The sequence below is a fragment of the Leifsonia sp. 21MFCrub1.1 genome, assembly GCF_900107895.1.
GTDB lineage: Bacteria > Actinomycetota > Actinomycetes > Actinomycetales > Microbacteriaceae > Leifsonia > Leifsonia soli.
Genome location: NZ_LT629867.1, coordinates 2,702,318 through 2,723,287, shown reverse-complemented (window position 1 = coordinate 2,723,287; position 20,970 = coordinate 2,702,318). Strand labels below are relative to the sequence as shown.

Annotated in this window: 18 protein-coding genes; 10 read left to right on the top strand and 8 right to left on the bottom strand. The window is 70.8% G+C overall.

The genetic code is table 11. The features are described from left to right. Positions 1 to 34: 34 nt before the first annotated feature. Positions 35 to 1,753: a phospho-sugar mutase gene (locus BLW09_RS12960; RefSeq protein ID WP_089913364.1), complete on the bottom strand. Its 1,719-nt coding sequence runs from the start codon at positions 1,751 to 1,753 to the stop codon at positions 35 to 37. Continuing rightward, complete coding sequence (locus BLW09_RS12955; RefSeq protein WP_089913361.1) at positions 1,750 to 2,583, bottom strand: purine-nucleoside phosphorylase; 834 nt, start codon at positions 2,581 to 2,583, stop codon at positions 1,750 to 1,752. Before BLW09_RS12955 ends, BLW09_RS12960 begins: the two co-directional genes overlap by 4 nt. An 84-nt stretch (positions 2,584 to 2,667) precedes the next feature. Between BLW09_RS12955 and BLW09_RS12950 the strand changes: the two genes are divergently transcribed. From BLW09_RS12950 to BLW09_RS12940, 3 genes are all read left to right on the top strand, one after another. Continuing rightward, on the top strand, positions 2,668 to 4,101 hold the full coding sequence (locus tag BLW09_RS12950; protein ID WP_089913358.1) for an NAD(P)H-quinone dehydrogenase: 1,434 nt from the start codon (positions 2,668 to 2,670) through the stop codon (positions 4,099 to 4,101). A gap of 14 nt (positions 4,102 to 4,115) precedes the next feature. Further along, positions 4,116 to 6,095: a cation:proton antiporter gene (locus BLW09_RS12945; RefSeq protein ID WP_089913355.1), complete on the top strand. Its 1,980-nt coding sequence runs from the start codon at positions 4,116 to 4,118 to the stop codon at positions 6,093 to 6,095. A gap of 262 nt (positions 6,096 to 6,357) precedes the next feature. After that, positions 6,358 to 7,215 (top strand): type IV toxin-antitoxin system AbiEi family antitoxin domain-containing protein, encoded by an 858-nt coding sequence (locus BLW09_RS12940; RefSeq protein WP_089913352.1) that lies wholly within the window; start codon positions 6,358 to 6,360, stop codon positions 7,213 to 7,215. 79 nt (positions 7,216 to 7,294) lie between these two features. Here the strand turns inward: BLW09_RS12940 and BLW09_RS12935 are convergent, their stop codons facing one another. Both BLW09_RS12935 and BLW09_RS12930 read right to left on the bottom strand, forming a co-directional pair. Continuing rightward, positions 7,295 to 9,058 (bottom strand): acetyl/propionyl/methylcrotonyl-CoA carboxylase subunit alpha, encoded by a 1,764-nt coding sequence (locus BLW09_RS12935; protein ID WP_089913350.1) that lies wholly within the window; start codon positions 9,056 to 9,058, stop codon positions 7,295 to 7,297. A 94-nt stretch (positions 9,059 to 9,152) separates the two neighbouring features. Further along, positions 9,153 to 9,791, bottom strand: a complete 639-nt coding sequence (locus BLW09_RS12930; protein ID WP_172824350.1) for a Maf family protein — start codon at positions 9,789 to 9,791, stop codon at positions 9,153 to 9,155. A gap of 24 nt (positions 9,792 to 9,815) precedes the next feature. Here BLW09_RS12930 and BLW09_RS12925 point away from each other — a divergent pair, with 24 nt between their 5' ends. The 4 genes from BLW09_RS12925 to BLW09_RS12910 are packed head-to-tail and all read left to right on the top strand — an operon-like array spanning position 9,816 to position 14,142. Further along, positions 9,816 to 11,108, top strand: coding sequence for a class I SAM-dependent RNA methyltransferase (locus tag BLW09_RS12925; protein WP_089913344.1), 1,293 nt, complete (start codon positions 9,816 to 9,818; stop codon positions 11,106 to 11,108). Positions 11,109 to 11,154: 46 nt separating this feature from the next. Beyond that, the gene (locus tag BLW09_RS12920; RefSeq protein WP_018190023.1) at positions 11,155 to 11,814 is read left to right on the top strand and encodes a response regulator transcription factor; all 660 of its coding nucleotides are present in this window, start codon (positions 11,155 to 11,157) and stop codon (positions 11,812 to 11,814) included. Beyond that, on the top strand, positions 11,801 to 13,123 hold the full coding sequence (locus tag BLW09_RS12915) for a sensor histidine kinase (protein WP_089913341.1): 1,323 nt from the start codon (positions 11,801 to 11,803) through the stop codon (positions 13,121 to 13,123). The genes BLW09_RS12920 and BLW09_RS12915 overlap by 14 nt, the downstream gene beginning before the upstream one ends. Then, a complete protein-coding gene (locus tag BLW09_RS12910; protein ID WP_089913339.1) occupies positions 13,120 to 14,142 on the top strand; it encodes a hypothetical protein in 1,023 nt (340 codons plus the stop codon). Before BLW09_RS12915 ends, BLW09_RS12910 begins: the two co-directional genes overlap by 4 nt. A 334-nt stretch (positions 14,143 to 14,476) precedes the next feature. Here the strand turns inward: BLW09_RS12910 and BLW09_RS12905 are convergent, their stop codons facing one another. Together BLW09_RS12905 and BLW09_RS12900 are read right to left on the bottom strand one after the other, a co-directional pair. Beyond that, positions 14,477 to 14,725 carry an acyl-CoA carboxylase epsilon subunit gene (locus BLW09_RS12905; RefSeq protein ID WP_089913336.1) on the bottom strand — a complete coding sequence of 83 codons (249 nt, stop codon included), beginning with the start codon at positions 14,723 to 14,725 and terminating at the stop codon, positions 14,477 to 14,479. Next, positions 14,722 to 16,344, bottom strand: a complete 1,623-nt coding sequence (locus BLW09_RS12900) for an acyl-CoA carboxylase subunit beta (protein ID WP_089913333.1) — start codon at positions 16,342 to 16,344, stop codon at positions 14,722 to 14,724. Before BLW09_RS12900 ends, BLW09_RS12905 begins: the two co-directional genes overlap by 4 nt. Positions 16,345 to 16,438: 94 nt before the next feature. Between BLW09_RS12900 and BLW09_RS12895 the strand changes: the two genes are divergently transcribed. Continuing rightward, positions 16,439 to 17,200 carry a biotin--[acetyl-CoA-carboxylase] ligase gene (locus BLW09_RS12895; RefSeq protein WP_089913331.1) on the top strand — a complete coding sequence of 254 codons (762 nt, stop codon included), beginning with the start codon at positions 16,439 to 16,441 and terminating at the stop codon, positions 17,198 to 17,200. Positions 17,201 to 17,206: 6 nt separating this feature from the next. Further along, the gene (locus BLW09_RS12890) at positions 17,207 to 17,755 is read left to right on the top strand and encodes a PH domain-containing protein (RefSeq protein WP_231946840.1); all 549 of its coding nucleotides are present in this window, start codon (positions 17,207 to 17,209) and stop codon (positions 17,753 to 17,755) included. Here BLW09_RS12890 and BLW09_RS12885 read toward each other — a convergent pair. Further along, positions 17,717 to 18,295, bottom strand: coding sequence for a GtrA family protein (locus BLW09_RS12885; RefSeq protein WP_089913328.1), 579 nt, complete (start codon positions 18,293 to 18,295; stop codon positions 17,717 to 17,719). The genes BLW09_RS12890 and BLW09_RS12885 overlap by 39 nt on opposite strands. Before the next feature lie 12 nt (positions 18,296 to 18,307). Between BLW09_RS12885 and BLW09_RS12880 the strand changes: the two genes are divergently transcribed. After that, positions 18,308 to 19,555 (top strand): 5-(carboxyamino)imidazole ribonucleotide synthase, encoded by a 1,248-nt coding sequence (locus tag BLW09_RS12880; protein ID WP_269457891.1) that lies wholly within the window; start codon positions 18,308 to 18,310, stop codon positions 19,553 to 19,555. Between the two features lie 47 nt (positions 19,556 to 19,602). Here BLW09_RS12880 and BLW09_RS12875 read toward each other — a convergent pair whose 3' ends face one another. Further along, the gene (locus BLW09_RS12875; RefSeq protein WP_089913322.1) at positions 19,603 to 20,961 is read right to left on the bottom strand and encodes an LCP family protein; all 1,359 of its coding nucleotides are present in this window, start codon (positions 20,959 to 20,961) and stop codon (positions 19,603 to 19,605) included. Between the last annotated feature and the right edge of the window lie 9 nt (positions 20,962 to 20,970).

The following is a 20,970-nucleotide window of genomic DNA, read 5'->3' as shown; positions in this document are numbered from 1 at the left end:
CCCGCCGATACGGGTCCGCGTCGGAGCGCCGGGATCAGGCGACGAGGGTGCGCATCGCCTCGGACAGCGCAGCGACCCGGCCGGTCGCCGTTCGCCGGCGCTCCTCGACGGTTCCCTCGTCGCTCGAGGCGTCGATGTAGATCTTGAGCTTCGGCTCGGTGCCGCTGGGGCGGACCATGACGCGGGAGCCGTCCTCCAGCAGGATGCGCAGCACATCGCTCGGGGGCAGGCCGCCGAAGCCGTCGCGCAGGTCGTCGATCTGCGTCACCCGCACATCGCCGAGGTGGCTGGGCGGGGTGGACCGCAGCGCTGCCATGATCTCGCCGATCCGCGAGAGGTCGGTCACCCGCAGCGAGATCTGGTCGCTGGCGAAGAAGCCGAACCGCTCGGCGAACTGCTCCAGACGCTCAGCGATGGTGACGCCGTCGGCGGCCAGCCCGTTCGCCAGGTCGAGGAGCGCGACGGCCGCAGAGATGCCGTCCTTGTCCCGGACGGTGTCGGGGTTCACCAGATAGCCCAGCGCCTCCTCGTAGCCGTAGACGAGTCCGGGCGCGCGGGAGACCCACTTGAAGCCGGTGAGCGTGTCCGCGAAGTCGAGCGTGTAGGCGCGCGCAACCGCGGCGAGGGCGGGCGACGAGACGACCGAGCACGCCAGCGTCCCGACGGGTCCGCGCTCATCCGCCCGCTCGGCCGCGATCTCGGCGGCGCGCCAGCCCAGCAGCGCGCCGACCTCGTTGCCCGACAGGCGCCGGTAGCCGTCGGGGCTCGACGGGTCCGGCACGGCGACGGCGAGGCGATCGGCGTCGGGGTCGTTCGCGATCACGAGGTCCGCTCCGGCCTCGCGGGCGGTGCGGAACGACAGGTCCATCGCTCCCGGCTCCTCCGGATTGGGGAACGCGACGGTCGGGAAGGCCGGATCGGGATCGATCTGCTCCGTGACCGGCGTGGGGGAGGCGAACCCGGCGCGCGCGAACACCTCGCGCGCGGTGCGCCACCCGACGCCGTGCATCGCGGTGTAGACGAACGAGACCGTATCCCGCGGCGTCTCGGTGACGGCCACGGCGACGGTCGCTTCGATGTAGGCCCGCTCGACGTCGTCCGGCACGATCTCGTACCGGTCGGAGCGCGGAAGCTCGGCGACGCTGCCCCGGGCGACGTCGAGGATGTGCGCGGCGATCTCGGCGTCGACGGGCGAGACGATCTGCGAACCGTGATCCTCGCCGCCCAGGTAGACCTTGTACCCGTTGTCGTTCGGCGGGTTGTGGCTGGCGGTCACCATGACGCCGGCGCTGACATTCAGGTGCCGGACGGCGAACGCGAGCACCGGCGTCGGCAGGAGGCGGGGGAGCAGGATGGCGCGCACGCCCGCTCCGGCCATCAGCTCGGCGGTGTCGCGGGCGAACACGTCGGAGTTCTTGCGGCCGTCGTAACCGATCACGACCGACGGCGTTCCGCCCTCGGCGTGCTCCAGCAGCCAGCGGGCGAATCCGGCGGCGGCTTGGGCGACGAGGACCCGGTTCATCCGGTTGGGACCGGCGGCGATGGCGCCGCGCAAGCCCGCCGTTCCGAACGCGAGCCGCTCGTCGAACCGCGAGTGCAGGTCGGCGACCGCCTCGGCCGAACCGGCCTCCGCGGCGACGATGAGCGCCTCCAGCTCGTCACGGGTCTCCGGGTCCGGGTCCTGAGCCAGCCAGGACCGCGCCTCGGCGAGCAGCTCCGGGGTGTCCTTCGTCGGGGATGTCGGGTCGGTCACAGCGCCTCCACGATCTGGGCGAGAAGGGCACTGATCACCGGCTCGGCGGCACGACCGGCGTCGATGACCTCCTGATGGCTCAGCGGCGTCTTCTGGATGCCCGCCGCCAGGTTGGTGATGAGCGACATGCCGAGGATCTCCATGCCCGCCTGACGGGCGGCGATCGCCTCGAGCGCCGTGGACATCCCGACGATGTGGCCGCCGATGGTCTTGGCCATCTGCACCTCGGCCGGCGTCTCATAGTGCGGGCCGCGGAACTGCGTGTACACGCCCTCGTCGAGCGACGGGTCGATGGTCCGGGCGATGGCGCGGAGGCGAGGGGAGTAGAGGTCGGTGAGGTCGATGAACGTCGCGCCCTCGAGCGGGGAGTCCGCCGTCAGGTTGATGTGGTCGGAGATGAGGACGGGCGTGCCCGGCTTCCAGTGCTCCTTGATGCCGCCCGCACCGTTGGTGAGCACCATCGTCGTCGCTCCCGCGGCCGCGGCGGTGCGGACGCTGTGGACGACGCGGCGCACGCCGTGCCCTTCGTAGTAGTGGGTTCGGGCGCCGATGACCAGCGCGTGCTTGCCGTTCGGCAGGCGGACGGAGCGCAGCGTCCCGACGTGGCCCTCGAGCGCCGGCTTGCTGAAGCCGACGATCTCGGTGGCGGGAAGGGTGGCGACGGTCTCGCCGATCAGGTCGGCGGCACGGCCCCAGCCGCTGCCCAGCGTGAGCGCGATGTCGTGGCGCTCGACGCCCGTCTTCTCGGCGAGCTGACCGGCGGCCTCCCGCGCGATCTCGAACGGGTCGGCAGCGGGGTCGTCGAGCGGGTTCGTGATGGATTCCAGCATGAGCCAACTCTACTGAGCAGGCGGCTTTCCACAGGCCCGGCCCCGAATGCGCATCGGTGCACCCCATACGGAAGAATGGGGCGCATGGCGTACGAATTCGAGCGGAAACAGCGCATCGCGGTCCTCGGCGGGGGCCCCGGCGGTTACGAGGCGGCGCTGGCGGGTGCGCAACTCGGCGCCGACGTGACGCTGGTGGAGCGCTCGGGGGTCGGCGGTTCGGCCGTCATCACCGACGTCGTGCCCTCGAAGAGCCTGATCGCCACCGCTGAGGCGACCAACGCGCTCGCCGAGGCGGCCGACCTCGGCGTCCAGTTCTTCTCCCGCGGCGAGACCGGCAAGCCCGTCCGCCCCGAGATCGCGGTCAACCTCGCCGCCGTCAACAAGCGGCTGATGGGCCTGGCCCGCCAGCAGTCGGAGGACATGCGGGCGGAGCTGGTGCGCGCCGGGGTCCGCATCGTCACGGGGGAGGGGCGGCTCGACGGGTCCAGTGCGATCATCGTCTCCACCTCGAAGGACTCCGGCACCGACTTCGACCGGGTCGAGGCCGACACCATCGTGGTCGCGGTGGGCGCACGCCCTCGCGTCCTGGCCTCCGCGGTGCCGGACGGGGAGCGCATCCTCACCTGGACCCAGCTGTACGACCTGCAGACGGTGCCGTCGCACCTCATCGTGGTGGGATCGGGTGTCACCGGTGCCGAGTTCGCCTCGGCGTACACGGCGCTCGGATCGAAGGTGACCCTGATCTCGTCGCGCGACCAGGTGCTCCCCGGCGAGGACGCCGACGCCGCCCGCGTCATCGAGAACGTCTTCAAGCGGAACGGCATGCAGGTGCTGTCGAAGTCACGCGCAGAGTCCGTGGTGCGCACCGACGACGGCGTCGTCGCCACCCTCACCGACGGTCGGACGATCGAGGGCTCGCACTGTCTGATGGCGGTCGGCTCCGTTCCCAACACGGCCGGCATCGGCCTGGAGGAGGCGGGCGTGCAGGTGACGAACTCCGGCAACATCCGGGTCAACCGCGTCGCGCGCACCTCCATCCCGAACATCTACGCGGCCGGCGACTGCTCCGACTCCCTGCCGCTCGCCTCCGTGGCGTCGATGCAGGGCCGCACCGCCGTCTTCCACGCCATGGGCGACGCGGTCAACCCGATCGAGCTGCGCAACGTCAGCTCCAACATCTTCACCCAGCCCGAGATCGCGACGGTCGGCTGGAGCCAGAAGCAGATCGAGGAGGGCATCGCGCAGGGCGACATCTACAAGCTGCCCCTCAAATCCAACCCGCGGGCCAAGATGCTCGGCATCCGAGACGGCTTCGTGAAGCTCTTCGCCCGCACCGGTTCCGGAACGGTCATCGGGGGTGTCATCGTCGCCCCGCGCGCGTCGGAGCTGATCTTCCCGCTCGCGCTCGCGGTCGAGCAGCGCCTGACCGTCGACCAGGTGGCCAGGGCGTTCACCGTGTACCCGTCCCTCTCCGGCTCCATCACCGACGCAGCGCGCGCGATGCACATCGTGCTCTGACGGGAGGCCGGGGGATGGAGGTCGGGCTCGTCATCGGGGTGCTCGCGGTGCTCACCATCGCCGCGGCCACGACCTTCGGGCCGCGCTTCGGGGTCGCGTCGCCGCTCATCCTGGTGGTCGTCGGCATCCTGGTGAGCCTGCTGCCCTTCGTGCCGGCGATCGAGCTGGAACCGGAGTGGATCCTCGCCGGAGTGCTCCCGCCCCTGCTCTATTCGGCGTCCGTGTCGATGCCCGCCATGAACTTCCGGCGCGAGTTCGGAGCGATCGGCGGGCTCTCCGTCCTGCTGGTGATCGTGAGCTCCGTCTTGCTCGGGCTGTTCTTCGCGTGGGTCATCCCCGGGCTGGGTCTCGGGTGGGGGATCGCGCTCGGAGCGATCGTCAGCCCGACCGACGCCGTCGCGACCGGAATCGTGAAACGGGCGGGCGTCTCACCGCGCGTCGTCGCGATCCTGGAGGGCGAGAGCCTGCTCAACGACGCGACCGCCCTGGTGCTGCTTCGCGCGGCCGTTGCGGCGGCCGGTGCATCGTTCACCCTCGGCGCCGTCACGCTGTCCTTCGTGTACTCGGTGCTCGTCGCCGTCGTCTTCGGCGGGGTGGTGGGCTGGCTGAACCTGGTGGTCCGCGCCCGGGTGAAAGACGCGACCGTCAACACCGTCATCTCGTTCACCGTGCCGTTCCTCGCCTCGATCCCGGCCGAGGCGCTCGGCGCATCCGGCCTGGTCGCCGCCGTGGTCGCCGGCCTCGTGACCGGAAGCAGGGCGCCGCGCGTTCTCTCTCCGGAGCACCGGCTGTCGGATGCCCAGAACTGGCGGACGGTCGAGCTCATCCTCGAGGGCCTCATCTTCCTCACGATGGGTCTTGAGCTGTTCGGCATCCTGCAGAAGGTGCAGAGCGATCATTCCGGCGTCGCCCCGGCCGTCGGCATCGCCGCGGGAGCGCTCCTGCTGACGATCCTGGTCCGCGCGGCGTTCGTCGCTCCGCTGCTGGCTCTGCTGGCCCGGCGCAGCAAGCGCGGGCAACGCATCCGGCCCCGGCTGGAACAGCTGCAGGAGCACCTGAGCGATCCGGAGGCCGTGCAGCGGGGGATCGCCCAGCGCATCGCGCAGCCGGGCGAGCAGCGGGCGCTGGGCGCCGGATCGTCGGGGGAGGGCGAGGCCGGGGGTGATGCCGAGGTCGTCGACGAGTCCGGCGCAGGATCGGGAGCCGACGTGCCGGCAGAGCCGGAGCAGCAGCAGCCGGCCGCTGCTGCTGCCGTGGGTTCCGCCGCGAGCGTGGTCCCCGATCCGGCGTTCCCGGACCCGGCGTTCCCCGATCCGTCCTTCGGGGACCCGTCCTTCGGCGACCCGTCCTCGGGTGACCCGGGGAACCGCCGTCCGATCTCGGCCAAGCAGGCCGAACGCCGGCGTCGCCGGCTCGCACGCCGCGGAGTCCCCACCGTCGAGAACCTGACCAGGTTCGGCACACGACTCCGCCGCCTGATCGCCGACATCGAGTACTTCACAGGCGCTCCGTTGGGCTGGCGCGAGGGGACCATCGTGGTCTGGGCCGGGATGCGCGGCGCCGTGACCGTCGCGGCAGCGCAGTCGCTGCCGGGCTCCACCCCCGGCCGGTCGGTCCTCGTGCTCATCGCCTTCCTCGTGGCCGCCGGCTCGCTGCTCCTCCAGGGAGGCACGCTCGGCCTCGTGCTGAAAGCCGTGAAGCCCGCGGCATCCGACCCCGAGGCGGAGCGTCAGGAACGCCGCAGGCTGATGGAGCTTCTCTACGACGCGGCGAAGACGATCCCGTTGCCGACTACGACGGAGCGGACGCCCGAGGCGTTCGCCGAGCACAAGAGGGCGCGCCTCGCCCGGCTCCGCGCCCAGCGCAACGCCCTCCTCGACGCCCGCGACGACGGCACGTTCAGCGCCGACGTCCTCGCCGGGGCGCTGAGCAACCTCGACGCCGACGAGATCAGCATCGACCTCAAGGGCGATCCGACGGAGGCCACCGGCTGACGCGCGTCGCCGCCGACGTGTGCCGCCGCAAACGGAGGTCTTTCCGCGCTCTCGCGTTCCGATCTCCTCCGTTCCCGGCATTCCGTCGGCGCGTCGACCCTCGACTCCTCCGTTTCCGTCAGGCCATTCCGCCGGTGGATGCGCGCTTCGGGCTGCGCTCCCGGCCTAGGCGGATGTGTCCACACCCGCAGGCTGCCCCGGGCTGTCCACAGATCGCCGCCGTCGACCCCGTCGGTCATCCCCGCTCCGCAGGATGGAGGACATGGAATGGATGACGGAACTCGTGCGGCTCGGCGGTGCGGCGTCGATCGGCCAGCTGAGGGAGGCCGGGGTGCGGGAACGCGCTCTGTCCGCCGCCGTGCGCGACGGGCGTCTGGTGCGGCCGAGGAATGGCCGTTACGCCCTGCCCGGGGTCGGCGATCCCACCCTCACGGCGCTGCGGGCGGGCGGCCGCCTCTCCTGCGTCAGCGCTGCACGCACGTACGGACTCTGGGGAGGCCACGACGAACGGACACATCTGCTGGTTCCGTCGCATGCGGGGCGAGCCGGAGCCGCCGACGGCCGGACGGTCCGTCACTGGGGTCGCGCAGAACGGCACGGCGAGGTGTGGCGCGTCTCGCTGGCCGACTGTCTGCGCAGCAGCGTCCGGTGCGCGGATGACGAGACCGCCGTCGCCGTGCTCGACACCGCGATCTCGAGTCGCCAGGCGACCCGGACCGGGCTGCGCCGGATGTTCGCCGACGAGCCGAAGCGCTCACGGCGTCTGGTCGAGCTCGCACGCCCCGGCTCGGACTCCGGCGTCGAGTCCCTCGTGCGGCAGCGCCTCACGGCTCGCGGGCACATCGTCGAGCAGCAGCTGGCCGTCGCCGGAGTGGGGCGCGTCGACGCTCGAGTGGATGGCGTGCTCTACCTGGAGATCGACGGCTTCGAGTTCCACGCGGACCGCGCGTCGTTCGAGCGCGACCGCCGGCGTGACGTCGCCATGGCGCTGAGGGGGCTCCCGAGGGTGCGGCTGTCCGCGCGGCAGGTCCTGCGGAGTCCGGATGCGATGGTCGCGACCATCGAGGAACTGCTGGGGTCGCTGGAAACGGAGGGGTTCCGCCGTGCATCGGCGGCATGACGCACGAAAGGGAGGAGCGGCCGGCCGGATGGGGCCGGTGCTCCTCCCTTTCGGAAGGCTCGTGACGCGAGCGGGGAGGTCAGACGATGTTGAGCAGCAGGTGACCCGACGAGACCGTCTCGCCGACGCTCGCGTTGATGCCGGAGATCGTGCCGTCCTTGTGGGCGGTCAGCGGCTGCTCCATCTTCATCGCCTCGAGCACCAGCACCAGGTCGCCCTTGACGACCGGGTCGCCGTCGGCCACCGCGACCTTCACGACGGTCGCCTGCATGGGCGCGGTGACGGAGTCGCCGGTCGCGGTGTCGACCGCGTGCGCTGCGCCGCGGCGACGCGGAGCGGGCGTCGCCGCCGGCTCACCGGCGCCGCCGGTGAGGAGTCGTGCGGGGAGCGAGACCTCGATGCGCTTGCCCTCGACCTCGACCACGACGTTGCTGCGGCGCTCCGCGGGCGACTGATCGCCGAGTTCGCCCGACCACGGCTCGATCTCGTTGACCCACTCGGTCTCGATCCAGCGCGTGTAGACGGAGAACGGCTCGCCGTCCTGTGGCGCGAATGCCGGGTCGCGCACGATCGCGCGGTGGAACGGGAGGACCGTCGGGAGGCCGGCGACCTCGAACTCGTCGAGTGCACGACGGGAGCGCTCGAGGGCCTCCTCGCGGTTGGCCCCGGTCACGATGAGCTTCGCCAGCATGGAGTCGAAGGCGCCGCTGATCACGTCGCCCGCCTGGATGCCGCTGTCGACACGGACGCCGGGACCTCCGGCGGCCTTGAAGACGTGGACCGGGCCGGGGGACGGGATGAAGCCGCGACCGGCGTCCTCGCCGTTGATCCGGAACTCGAACGAGTGTCCGCGCGGGGCCGGGTCGTCGTAGTCGAGCTCGCCGCCCTCGGCGAGGCGGAACTGCTCGCGGACGAGGTCGATCCCGGTGACCTCCTCGGAGACGGGGTGCTCCACCTGGAGACGGGTGTTCACCTCGAGGAAGGACACAGTGCCGTCCTTGCCGATCAGGAACTCGCACGTTCCCGCGCCCTGGTAGCCGACCTCCTTGAGGATGGCCTTGGACGACGAGTACAGCTTCTCCGTCTGCTCGGGGGTCAGGAACGGCGCCGGCGCCTCCTCCACGAGCTTCTGGTGACGGCGCTGCAGCGAGCAGTCGCGGGTGGAGACCACGACCACGTTGCCGTACGCGTCGGCGAGGCACTGGGTCTCGACGTGGCGCGGCTGGTCGAGGTACTTCTCGACGAAGCACTCGCCCCGGCCGAAGGCGGCGATCGCCTCGCGCGTGGCCGAGTCGAAGAGCTCGGCGACCTCTTCGCGGGCACGGGCGACCTTCAGGCCGCGGCCGCCCCCGCCGAACGCCGCCTTGATGGCGACGGGAAGGCCGTAGACGTCGACGAAGTCGAGCACCTCGGCGGCATCCTTCACGGGATTCAGGGTGCCCGGCGCGAGCGGCGCGCCCACCTTCTCGGCGACGTGGCGGGCGGAGACCTTGTCGCCGAGGCGCTCGATGGCCTCCGGCGACGGGCCGATCCAGGTCAGGCCGGCGTCGATGACGGCGCGGGCGAAGTCCGCGTTCTCGGCCAGGAAGCCGTAACCCGGGTGAACGGCATCGGCGCCCGACCGGCGGGCGACCGACAGGAGCTTGTCGATGACCAGGTACGTCTCGGCACTCGTCGTCCCGTCCAGCGCGTACGCCTCGTCGGCGAGGCGGACGTGGAGGGCGTCCCTGTCCTGGTCCGCGTACACGGCGACGGAGGCGATCCCGCTGTCCTTCGCCGCACGGATGACGCGGACGGCGATCTCGCCGCGGTTGGCGATCAAAACCTTGGTGATACGTGGCACAGTTCCCTAGCCTATTGCTCGAAATGGGAGTGGATTTGGGCGATCCCCACAAAAATGGGCGTCCGAAGACTCCGGCAGCCTACAACGACGCGCGTCAGCGGTCGCGGTTCCAGAGCGAAGTCCACTCGACGCCGAGCTCGCGCACCAGCTCGCGCAGGGTCGAGAGCGAGAGGCCCACCACCGTGCTCGGATCGCCGTCCACCCGCGTGATGAACGGGCCGCCGAGGCTGTCGATCGTGAAGGAGCCCGCGACTTCGAGGGGTTCGCCGCTCGCCACGTAGGCGTCGATCTCGTCGTCCGTGACATCGGCGAAGGTGACGGACGCGACCGCGGTCGCGCCGGCTGCACCGTTCTCGCGGCCGCCGCGGTGGTCGATCAGCCAGTGACCGGAGTGGAGGGTGCCGGTGCGCCCCCGCTGCTGCAGCCAGCGCTCGCGGGCGACCTCCGGAAGGTGCGGCTTTCCGTGGATCGCGCCGTCGATCGCGAAAGCCGAATCGCCGCCCAGGATCAACCCGTCGATGGGCGCGCCGTCGAGCGTGCCGCGCACCGCCTCCGCCTTGAGCCGGGCGAGCAGCTGCACCATGGCGTCGGCGCTCAGCGGGCCGTGCTCCGCCTCCGCCGCAGCGACGGCGGCCGGTTCGTCGACGTGCGAGGGCACGACCACCGGCTCGACGCCCGCGGCGCGCAGCAGCGCGAGGCGGGCAGGAGACGTGGAGGCGAGGTAGAGGCGCATGGTCACCTGTGGGATGCTCGAAGGATGCCCCAGAAGGACGAGGTCGAGCTCGACATTACCAACGTGGCCCACGGCGGGGTGTTCGTCGCACGCCACGAAGGCCGAGTCGTCTTCGTGCCGGACACGATGCCGGGCGAGCGCGTGCGCGTCCGGATCGCGGACACCAGCCACGACCGCTTCTGGCGCGGAGAGGTCGTCGAGGTGGTGCAGGCTGCTCCGGAACGGCAGCCGCACGTCTGGGGAGCCGCCGCCATCGAGCGGCAGCCCGCCGACCGCGCGGGAGGGGCCGAGTTCGGGCACATCCGGCTCGAGCACCAGCGCGAGCTGAAGCGGCGCGTGATCGAGGACGCCCTCCAGCGCACCGCGAAGCTGTCGGCCGACGCCATCGCGGTGGCGGGCGTCGACGGTACCCCTGTCCGCGTCGAGCCGGTCGACGGCGAAACCACCGACGGAACGGGATGGCGCACCCGCGTCCGCCTGCAGGTCGACGCCGCCGGCCGCATCGGCCCGTACGCGCAGCGCTCGCACACCGTCATCCCTGTCACCGATCTCCCGCTCGCGACCGCCGCCGTGCAGGAGGCCACTCCGTTCGGTCAGCTGTTCCCCGGCGCGGAGTCGATCGATGTCGTGGCCACCGGTCTCGGAGCATCCCACGTGCTCGTCAACGACCCGCCGGAGCGACGCGGCCGGCGCACGATCCGCCCCAGGCGGCGTCCGGTGCCGATCCGCGAGCGTGTGGGCGATCGCGAGTTCCGGCTGGACGCCCGCGGCTTCTGGCAGGTGCACCGCGGCGCGGCGCAGACCCTCACGCAGGCGGTGCAGTCCGCCGTCGACGAGGCGCTCTTCGACCCCCGCGCGGCGAACCTCGACCTGTACGGCGGCGTCGGCCTCCTCGCCGCGGCGCTCGGCGACCGTTTCGGCTCGACCCTCCGCATCACCTCCGTCGAGAGCGACGAGGCCGCGACGGACGACGCGGCCGAGAACCTCGCCGACTGGGTGGGCGCCTCGGCGATCACCGATCGCGTCGAGCGCTACGTCACCCGGCTCGCCGGCGAAGCGTCAGCCGCCGAGCGCGCGCGGCTGCGCGCCGCGACGGTCGTCCTCGACCCGCCGCGGTCCGGGGCCGGCCGCGAGGTCGTCGATGCGATCGCCTCCCTGGCCCCCGCGCAGGTCATCTATGTGGCCTGCGACCCCGTCGCCCTCGCCCGCGACCTCGCCTTCTTCGCCGGGCACGGCTACGAGCTGCGCGGGATGCGCGCCTTCGACCTGTTCCCGAACACCCACCACGTCGAAGCCGTCGCCGCGCTGACGCGCTGACGCAGGCACGACCCTCCGCAGGCGATCACCCCCTACGATGGTCAACATGGTGCGGGTGGCAATCGTCGACGATCACGAGTCCGTGCGTCTCGGGCTGAAGGCGGCCTGCCAGGACGCCGGCTACGACGTGGTCCTGACCGCGCCGACGGTCGACGACTTCGTCGCCCAGCTCGGCTCGCAGGAGTGCGACGTCGTCGTCCTCGACCTGTCGCTCGGCGACGGCTCCAAGGTGACCGACAACGTCAAGCGCGCCCAGGCGACCGGGGCCGCCGTTCTCGTGCACAGCATCGCCGACCGCGTCGCCAGCGTCCGCGAGGCGCTCGCCGCCGGAGCCGCCGGCGTCATCCCGAAGTCGTCGCCCACCACGACGGTCATCAGCGCCATCGCGACGGTGGCGCGCGGCGACGTCCTCAACAACCTCGAGTGGGCGACCGCGATCGACGCGGACAGCGACTTCGCCAAGGCCCAGCTCGGCCGGCGCGAGCGCGACGTGCTGCACCTCTACGCCTCCGGCCTCCCGCTGAAGGCGGTCGCCGCGCAGCTGGGGATCGCGAACTCCACCGCCCGCGAGTATCTCGACCGCATCCGCGTCAAGTACGTGGAGGTCGGGCGTCCTGCGCCGACGAAGGTGGACCTCCTCCGGCGCGCCGTCGAAGACGGCATCCTTCCCGGGCTCGACCCCGAGACGGGCAATGAGCGCTCCTAGCGGGGTTCGCGCGGGGGCACCGCTCGAGCCGGCCAAACCCCGCAACCCCCTCAGCCGCGCGCGGATCGAGCGCATCGCCGACCGCACGGTGTCGGCCTTCGGGCTCGTCTTCGGCCTGCAGACGCTGCCGACGGCGCTCGGCCAGCTCAGCGCGCTCCGGGAGCCGTGGGGCGCCGTGTGGATGATCGCAATCTTCGGCGGCCTCGCCCTCACGGTGATCCTCGCGGTGGTGCAGCGCGGCGTGAAGATCGCGATGGGCGTGCTGTCGATCCTGTACCTCGCCGCGATCGCGACCTGGCCGTTGCTGGTCCGCGACCCGAGCGCGTTCAGCTCGGAGAAGCCGTGGGTGTGGTTCCTCTGCTCGGTGTTCACAGCGTTCGCGGCCGTCGCCTACCCGCTCTGGCTCGCGATCGCGTACACGTTCGTCGCCCCCATCGCCTACGGCATCGTCCGGGCTCTGCCCGCGGGCGGCGGAGTCGGGGTCGAGCTGGCGGCCCTCGACACCATCTACGCCGTCATCCTGGGCGGGGTCATCCTCGCGATCATCGCCATGATGCGCCAGGCGTCCAGCGCCGTGGATGCGGCACAGAGCCAGGCCCTCGCCCGCTACGCGACAGCGGTACGCCAGCACGCCACCGAGGTCGAGCGCGTCCAGGTCGACGCCATCGTCCATGACAGCGTGCTGACGACGCTCCTGTCGGCCGCATCCGCCCGCACGCCGGAGCAGAAGGAACTCGCCGCAGCGATGGCGGCCGACGCCATCGGGCACCTGCATGCGGCAGAAGCGGCGACTCCGGAGGACCAGTCCCTGGTCGGCCTCGGCCAGCTCGCGGAGCGCCTGGTGACCTCCGCCAACGCGTTCTCCTCCCCGTTGGAGGTGGAGGTGCGCGACGTCGAGGTGCACATGCTGCCGGTGAACGTCGCCGAGGCGGTCTACTCGGCGGCCGTGCAGGCGATGGTGAACAGCATGCAGCACGCCGGCGGTCCGGAGGTGCATCGCAGCCTGTCGATCCGGGGAGGCGGCCCGGCGGCCACGGTCGAGATCATCGTGGGCGACGACGGACGTGGATTCACCGAGGCGGAGGTCCCCGCGGAGCGGCTCGGCCTGCGCATCAGCATCCGCGACCGCCTCGCGAAGGTGGGCGGTCGCGCCGACATCCGGTCTCAGCCGGGAGAAGGCACGACCGTCACCATCCTGTGGCCCTCCGCCGAACCGCAGCCCGTCGGCGCTCAAGCACCCGGGTCGTCCCGCTTCGAGCAGGGGACACTCACGCCCGCCGACTCGCGCGAAGCGGAGGCGGCCGAGTGATCACCCTCAACCGCGTCCTCTTCCTCATCCTCGGCGCGCTCTTCTCGGCCTATCACCTCTTCCTCGCCCTGTCGTCGCTCTGGATGCCGCGCGACGCCGGCCCGATCGTGGTCGCGATGGCCCTCTACGCCGCCGCGACGGTGATGAGCCTGTGGCCGACCAGCCCGACCAGGATGCCGCTCTGGCTCGCCGCCTTCGACCTGGCCGTCTGCGTCGTCATCCCGATCCTCGTCACGAGCCAGCTCGATCCGTCGAAGGACAACGGGTACGCCACTTGGTACGTCGCGGCCGTCGGCACACTGATGACGATCTGCGCGGTCCGGCGGCAGCAGGTCGTCGCGTGGGCCGGTGTCGTGTTCCTGGCCGTGCAGACGGTCGTCTGGGCCGGGCTCGGCGCCCTGGCAGGCCTCGGCGTCATCGGCTCGGTGGTGTGGGTCGGCGTCGCGGTCGTGATCTCGGGTTCGCTCGCCAAAGCGGGCAGGGATGCGCTCCAGTTCGCCCGCGCGGAGCGCGAAGCGACCGAGTGGCAGGCCGCCCAGGAGGCGCACGTCATGGAACGTCAGCTGCGGCTTCGTCAGACCTACCGCGTCGCCGCTCCGATGCTCGCCGAGATCGTCCGTCGCGGAGGCGACCTCACCGAGGCCGAGCGCCGCGAGTGCCGGTACCTCGAGGGCGCGATCCGTGATGAGATCCGCGGGCGGCGGCTCCTGAACGACGATGTCCGGCGCGAGGTGATGGATGCGCGCCGCCGCGGCGTCGTGGTCAGTCTGCTCGACGAGGGCGGCATCGACGACCTCGATCAGCGCGGCCTCGAGACGGTTCTCCGGCGACTGGCCGACGCCATCCGCGGGACGACGACGGACAAGCTGATCATCCGCACGGTTCCCCGGTCGTCGAAGACCGCCGTGACGGTGGTGGGCCTGCGCATGTCGGACGACGGCGCCGCCAACGCGCTGGGCGCCGAGTCGGAGGACGACGAGGTCGACCTCTGGCTGGAGATCCCGCGGCCGGTCGCCTGACGTCCGCTGATTCACGGACACGTCCCCGGACAAGGGGAAAGGGGCCGACACCCGAATTGTCGGCCCCTTTTCAAACCCCGAGTCAGGGCGACAACCCGAATATCGCCCTGACTCGCCCCCAAAGCACTCGCCTGCTTACCCTAGTCGGCGAGTGTTTGGCGGTGTGACTCACGAGGAGAGACACCTAGCAATATCTATATTGACTGCGCTCCCAGTAAATACATAGTCGTCATTTTGGAGGACACCTGGGGGACATTTCGGGACCCCCGTTCGGGGCGCACGCCGAAGAATCCGCATGTGCCCACCTTGGGGGACGCCAGAGTCGGGGTACAGATCAGCCCGAGAACGACCGCCATGCCCCCGCGCCCGGCCGGAGCTCTCCGCGCAGGCCCCGCTGCGTCCGAGCCCAGGCGTCCGGTCCGGCCTCGGCCCTGAGCGCCTTGCCGGCCGCCGCCTGCTCGGCTGCCGCGGCGGTGAGGACGGCGGTGACCGCCGCGATCTCCTGCGCGGTCACGCCGCGCGTGTGGAACCGGAGCTGAGACGGGTCCAGCGGCGCGCCTCCCGCTGCCTCTGTGTCACTCACAGCGGGATGTTCCCGTGCTTCTTCGGGGGAAGCGTTGCGCGCTTGGTGCGGAGAGCCCGCAGCGCCTTGATGACCGAGACGCGCGTGGCCGCCGGCTCGATGACCCCGTCCAGCTCTCCGCGCTCGGCGGCGAGGAACGGGCTCGCGACGTTGTACGTGTATTCGTTGGCGAGCTTCGTGCGGACGGCCGCCACATCCTCACCGGCCTCCTCCGCACGCTTGATCTCGTTGCGGTAGAGGATGTTCACCGCGCCCTGACCGCCCATGACCGCGATCTCGGCGGTGGGCCACGCGAGGTTCATGTCCGCGCCGAGCTGCTTGGAGCCCATCACGATGTACGCGCCGCCGTAGGCCTTGCGGGTGATGATCGTCACGAGAGGAACGGTCGCCTCGGCGTAGGCGTACAGCAGCTTCGCGCCGCGCCGGATGACGCCGGTCCACTCCTGGTCGGTGCCCGGCAGGTAACCGGGCACGTCCACCAGCGTCAGGATCGGGATGCTGAAGGCGTCGCAGAACCGGACGAACCGGGAGGCCTTCTCGCCCGCGTCGATGTTGAGCGTCCCCGCCATCGCGCTCGGCTGGTTCGCGACGATGCCGACCGACCGTCCCTCGACGCGGGCGAACCCGATGATGATGTTGGGGGCGAACAGCGGCTGGATCTCGAGGAACTCGCCGTCGTCGACCACGCCCTCGATGATCGTCTTCACGTCGTACGGCTGGTTGGGCGAATCGGGGATGATCGTGTTCAGCCGGCGGTCGGCGTCGGTGATCTCCAGCTCCGGCTCCGCCTGGAAGGTGGGGAGCTCGGCCAGGTTGTTCTGCGGCAGGTAGCTGAGCAGGGTCCGCGCGTAGTCGAGGGCGTCCTCCTCGTCGCTGGCGAGGTAGTGCGCGACGCCGGAGACCTTGTTGTGGGTCAGAGCGCCGCCCAGCTCCTCGAAGCCGACGTCCTCTCCTGTCACCGTCTTGATGACGTCCGGGCCGGTGACGAACATGTGGCTCGACTTGTCGACCATGATGACGAAGTCGGTGAGGGCGGGGGAGTACACGGCGCCGCCGGCGGCCGGGCCCATCACGATGGAGATCTGCGGGATGACGCCGGAGGCCGCGGTGTTGCGGCGGAAGATCTCGCCGTACTTGCCGAGGGCGACGACGCCCTCCTGGATGCGCGCCCCGCCCGAGTCGAGGATGCCGATCATCGGTACGCCCGTCTTGAGCGCGTGGTCCATGACCTTGATGATCTTCTCGCCGGCCACCTCGCCGAGGGAGCCGCCGAAGATCGTGAAGTCCTGGCTGAACACCGCGACGTTGCGGCCGTGGATGGTTCCGACGCCGGTTACCACCGCGTCGCCGTATGGGCGCTTGGCCTCCATGCCGAAGGCGTGGGTGCGGTGGCGGACGAACTCGTCGAATTCGACGAAGGAGCCCGGATCGAGCAGGAGGTCGATGCGCTCGCGGGCGGTGAGCTTGCCCTTGGCGTGCTGCTTCTCGATCGCCGCCTCACCGCTTGCGGTGACGGCCTCGTGGAACCGTTCCTTCAGGTCGGCGAGCTTGCCGGCGGTGGTGGTCAGGTCGGGGTTCTGATCGGTCTGACGAGGTTCGGTGTCGGTCACGTCGTTCACTCTACCGGCCAGCCGAATGGCCGTGCCGTTGACGAAACCCTACAAATCCGCCGGCCTGCCCTGGCAGACTGGCCCAGTGCGAGAGACTGACTCCGTGGACTTCCGACGCAGCCGAACCATCGTCCCCGTGCTCGAGGTGCTCCCTGAGGCGGGATCCACCAACGACGTCCTGAGCGCGAGGGCCGGCGACCTCCCGGATCTCGCGGTGGTCGTCACCGCCAACCAGACCGGCGGTCGCGGACGCCTCGGCCGGGCGTGGGTGACGCCTCCGGACACTGCCCTGGCGATCTCGGTGCTGCTGAAGCCCGTCGGGCTGCCGCCGGAGTCGTTCGGCTGGTTCCCGCTGCTGGGCGGGCTGGCGATGAGCCGCGCGCTCGGCCGGTTCGTGCCGGGGGGAGTGCAGGTGAAGTGGCCGAACGACGTCCTGATCGACGGCCAGAAGGTCTGCGGCATCCTGACCGAGCTGCTCCCGGGGATGTCGGGGCTCGTGATCGGCGCAGGGGTCAATCTCTCGCAGACGCGCGAGGAGCTTCCGACCGACACCTCGACCTCCCTGGCGATCGCCGGGGCCGACGCGGTGGAGGCGGACGCCGTCCTCGCCGCCTATCTGATCCAGCTGACGACGCTGTACCGCGAGTTCCAGGCCGCAGGCGGCGATCCGCTCCGCAGCGCGCTGCGCGACGAGGTCGCCGAGGCGTGCCACACCATCGGCCGGGCGGTCCGCGTCCAGCTGCCGTCGGGCGACGACCTCCTCGGCACGGCGGTCGGCATCGACGAGAGCGGCCGGCTGATCGTGGAGTCGGATGCGGGCCGCACCGCAGTGGCGGCGGGCGACGTGACGCACCTGCGGTATTAATGGAGGATGAGCAGCAGCCCGGACGGGATCCCCGCCCAGCCGCCCGAGCGGGTGATCGCCCGGCTGCGGTCGAACGCCCGCCGGCTGTTCTTCCCGAGCCTCGTGCTGATCGCGACCGCCGGGGCTGTGGGATTCCTCGCGGGACGGGTCGGTGAGGTCTGGGAGATCGTCCTGCTGTGGTCGTCCGCGGCCGCCGTGGTGCTCCTGCTGTTCCTCCTGCCGCTCGCGGCCTGGTTGAGCCGTCGCTACACGATCACCAACCGCCGTCTCATCCTCCGGCACGGCTTCTTCGTGCGGGTCCGCCAGGAGCTCCTGCACAGCCGCGGCTACGACGTGAGTGTGCGGCGGACGTGGCTGCAGAGCCTCTTCCGCTCTGGCGACATCCTCATCAACTCGGGTCTCGATCATCCTGTCGTTCTGAAGGATGTGCCGAAAGCCGATCAGGTGCAGCGCGCGCTGTCGGAGCTGATGGACCACTCGCAGACGGTCGTCGCGGTGCGGCGTCAGCAGTCGGAGTCAGTCTCCGACGAGACCACGGTCTGGGGTGCTCGCTAGCGTCGAGCCCGTGATCGGCGCCAGCTCGCGGCCGCGGGCGGGGACATGCTGCGTACCCGAGGCAGTGACCCGGTGCCCGGCGCGAGCGGCCGCACGCTCCGGCGAGAACACCCACCAGCGGTAGAAGGCGAACCGGAAGACCGTGCCGAGCGCGAGGCCGACCACGTTGTTGGAGATGTTGTCCGCGAGCAGGCTCTGGTAGCCGAGCAGGTAGTGCGACACCCAGACGCAGAGCAGCGGAATGGCCATGCCCGCGAGGCTGACGATGAAGAACTCGATGCCCTCACGCGTCGCGTTCTCGTTGCGGTTGCCGGAGAACGCCCAGTACCGGTTGCCGACCCAGTTCGTGCCGATGGCGACCAGCGTCGCGATCGCCGTGGAGAACAGGGTCTTGTGCGGCACGTTCACCAGCACGAAGAGCATGAGCAGGTTGAATACGAGCAGGTTGACCGCGAAACCGACGGCTCCGACCGCGCCGAACTTGATCAGCTGCGGGAAGAGGCGCGCGCGGCGCGGTGCGGTGCTGGTGTCTGTCGTCATGCCCTGCCTGAGATGCGGGAAGATGGTCAATGCGTTCGTCACACTACGCGGACCAGGTTTCGCGTTCCTGTGAATATTCCCGGCCAGCATGATAAGTATCAGAGGAGCAGATGGTCCATGGCTAGTCACATCGTCGGAGTGATCGGCGGAGGTCAGCTGGCACGGATGATGATCCCCCCGGCCATCGAGCTCGGGGTCGACATCCGGGTGCTCGAGGAAGCCGAGGGGATGAGCGCCGACATCGCGGCCTCGGGCGTGGGCGACTACCGCGACCTCGACACCGTGCTGGCGTTCGCCGAGACGGTGGATGTGATCACCTTCGACCACGAGCACGTCCCGCAGGCGATCCTCCGGGAGCTGGTGTCGCGCGGCATCCCCGTGCACCCTGGTCCCGACGCCCTCCTCTACGCCCAGGACAAGCTGCAGATGCGGACGAAGCTGAGCGAGCTGGGGCTCCCTGTGCCGGACTGGGCCGCTGTGGAGTCCGCCGACGAGCTCGGCGCCTTCCTCGCGGACCACGGCGGACGGGCGGTCGTGAAGACCGCGCGCGGCGGATACGACGGCAAGGGCGTACGGGTGGTCTCGGACGCGAGCGGGGCCGACGACTGGTTCCTCGCGCTCGCCGAGGACGGCCGAGGAGGAGCACTGCTCGTGGAGGAGCTCGTCCCCTTCCGGAGGGAGCTCGCCCAGCTCGTCGCCCGCCGGCCCTCGGGTGAGATGGCGGTCTGGCCGGTGGTCGAGACCGTGCAGCGCGACGGCGTCTGCGCCGAGGTGCTCGCGCCGGCGCCCGGTGCGGCCGGCCGGGTGGCCGAGGCCGCGGCGGACATCGCCCGGCACGTGGCCGACGGGCTCGGAGTCACCGGAGTGCTCGCCGTCGAGCTGTTCGAGACGACGGATGGGCGCGTCCTGATCAACGAGCTGGCCATGCGCCCCCACAACAGCGGCCACTGGTCGATCGAGGGAGCCGTCACCAGCCAGTTCGAGCAGCACCTGCGGGCCGTGCTCGACCTCCCGCTGGGGTCGACCGAGCCGCGCGCCGACTGGTCGGTCATGGTGAACATCCTCGGCGGGCCGTCGGAGGGCAGCCTCCAGGACCGCTACCCGGCCGCGCTCGCCGCGCATCCGGAGGCCAAGTTCCACGGCTATGGCAAGGAGCCGCGGCCCGGCCGCAAGGTCGGGCACGTGACCGTGGTGGGCGGGGAGGATCTCGAGGACGTCGTGTACCGCGCCCGGGCGGCGGCGGCCTTCTTCGAGGACTGAACCGCAGGGCTGAACCGCAGGGCTGAGGCGCAGGAGGGCGCGCCCGGTCAGCTCCCCTTCGGCTTCGCCGTCGCCGGGTGCACGGCCTGGCGGACGAGCTCCTGGATCTGCGCGTAGTCCGGCTCGGTCGGGTCGATCGTCGGGGGGACGAGCTCCAGCTGCTGCACGGGCAGCTTCCTGGTCTTCATGCCCAGGTCGACGAAGTAGCCCAGCATCGACTGCGGGATGTCGGTCTTCATCACCTGCGCGCCCGCGGTGGCGATGTCCTGGAACTTGGACACCACGTTGACCGGGTTGACCTGCTTCAGGATGGCGTCCTGCAGTTCGCGCTGGCGGGCCATGCGGTCGTAGTCGCTGGAGCCGTGACGGGCGCGGGCGTACCACTGGGCGTGATAGCCGTCGAGGTGGCGCTTGCCCGGCTCGATCCACTCGATCACCCCGTTGAGGTTCTCGTCGCCGCCGATCGGGATCCGGTCCTTCACGGTGATGTCCACGCCGCCGAGGGCATCCACCAGATCGGCGAACCCCTGCATGTCGATGAGCACGTAGTACTGGATCGTCAGGCCGGTGGCGCCTTCGAGGGCGTCGCGCATGGCCTCGATGCCCGGCTCGCTCTTGTTCTTCTTGGCGTTCGGGTACAGGTCCGGCTTGTACAGCTCCACCTCGGTGTAGATGGAGTTGAGCTGGCAGACGTCGACGTCGCAGCGGTCGTTGTAGCCGTAGCCGTCCGGGTACTCCGTGTGAAGCGGGGACGAGGCGGGGAACGGCACAGGGTCGAGGTCGCGTGGGAGGCCGATCGTGACCGCCTGCCCGGTGTTCGCGTCGATGCTGACGATGGACATGCTGTCCGGCCGGAGACCGTCGCGGTCCGGCCCGGCGTCCCCGCCGAGCAGCATGATGTTGTACCGGCCGTCGACGGGAGGCTGCGACGGTCCGGCCGAGAAGATGTCCCCGAGGGCGCCGCGCGCCGATCCGGCGACGACGGAAGCGTACCCGGCGGTGCCGGTGAGTCCGACCAGCACGAGCACGGAGAACGCGGCGATCCAGCCGCGCGCGTTCGGTGCGGTGCGGATGAGGCGCACGAGCCGCAGGGTGTCGAGCGTGAGCACCACCCACAGCACCGTGTAGGCGATCAGCAGCGTCTGGACGAGCGTCAGGCTGCCCGCCTGCGTGAACAGCGTGTAGATCGACGACGGGGACACGAGATAGACGACCAGCGTCACCACCGCGAGCAGCCAGAGAAGCAGCGTGGCCAGCACGCCGACGCGCCCGAGGACGCGGTTGCCCGCGACCACCTGGGCGGAGCCGGGCAGCAGGACGTTCATCGTGACCAGCCACCAGCCGCGCTTCGTCATCGTGTGGGATGAGGAGGCGTCGGGATGGCGCAGCGGCGTGGCGATCGTCATGGCGCGGTT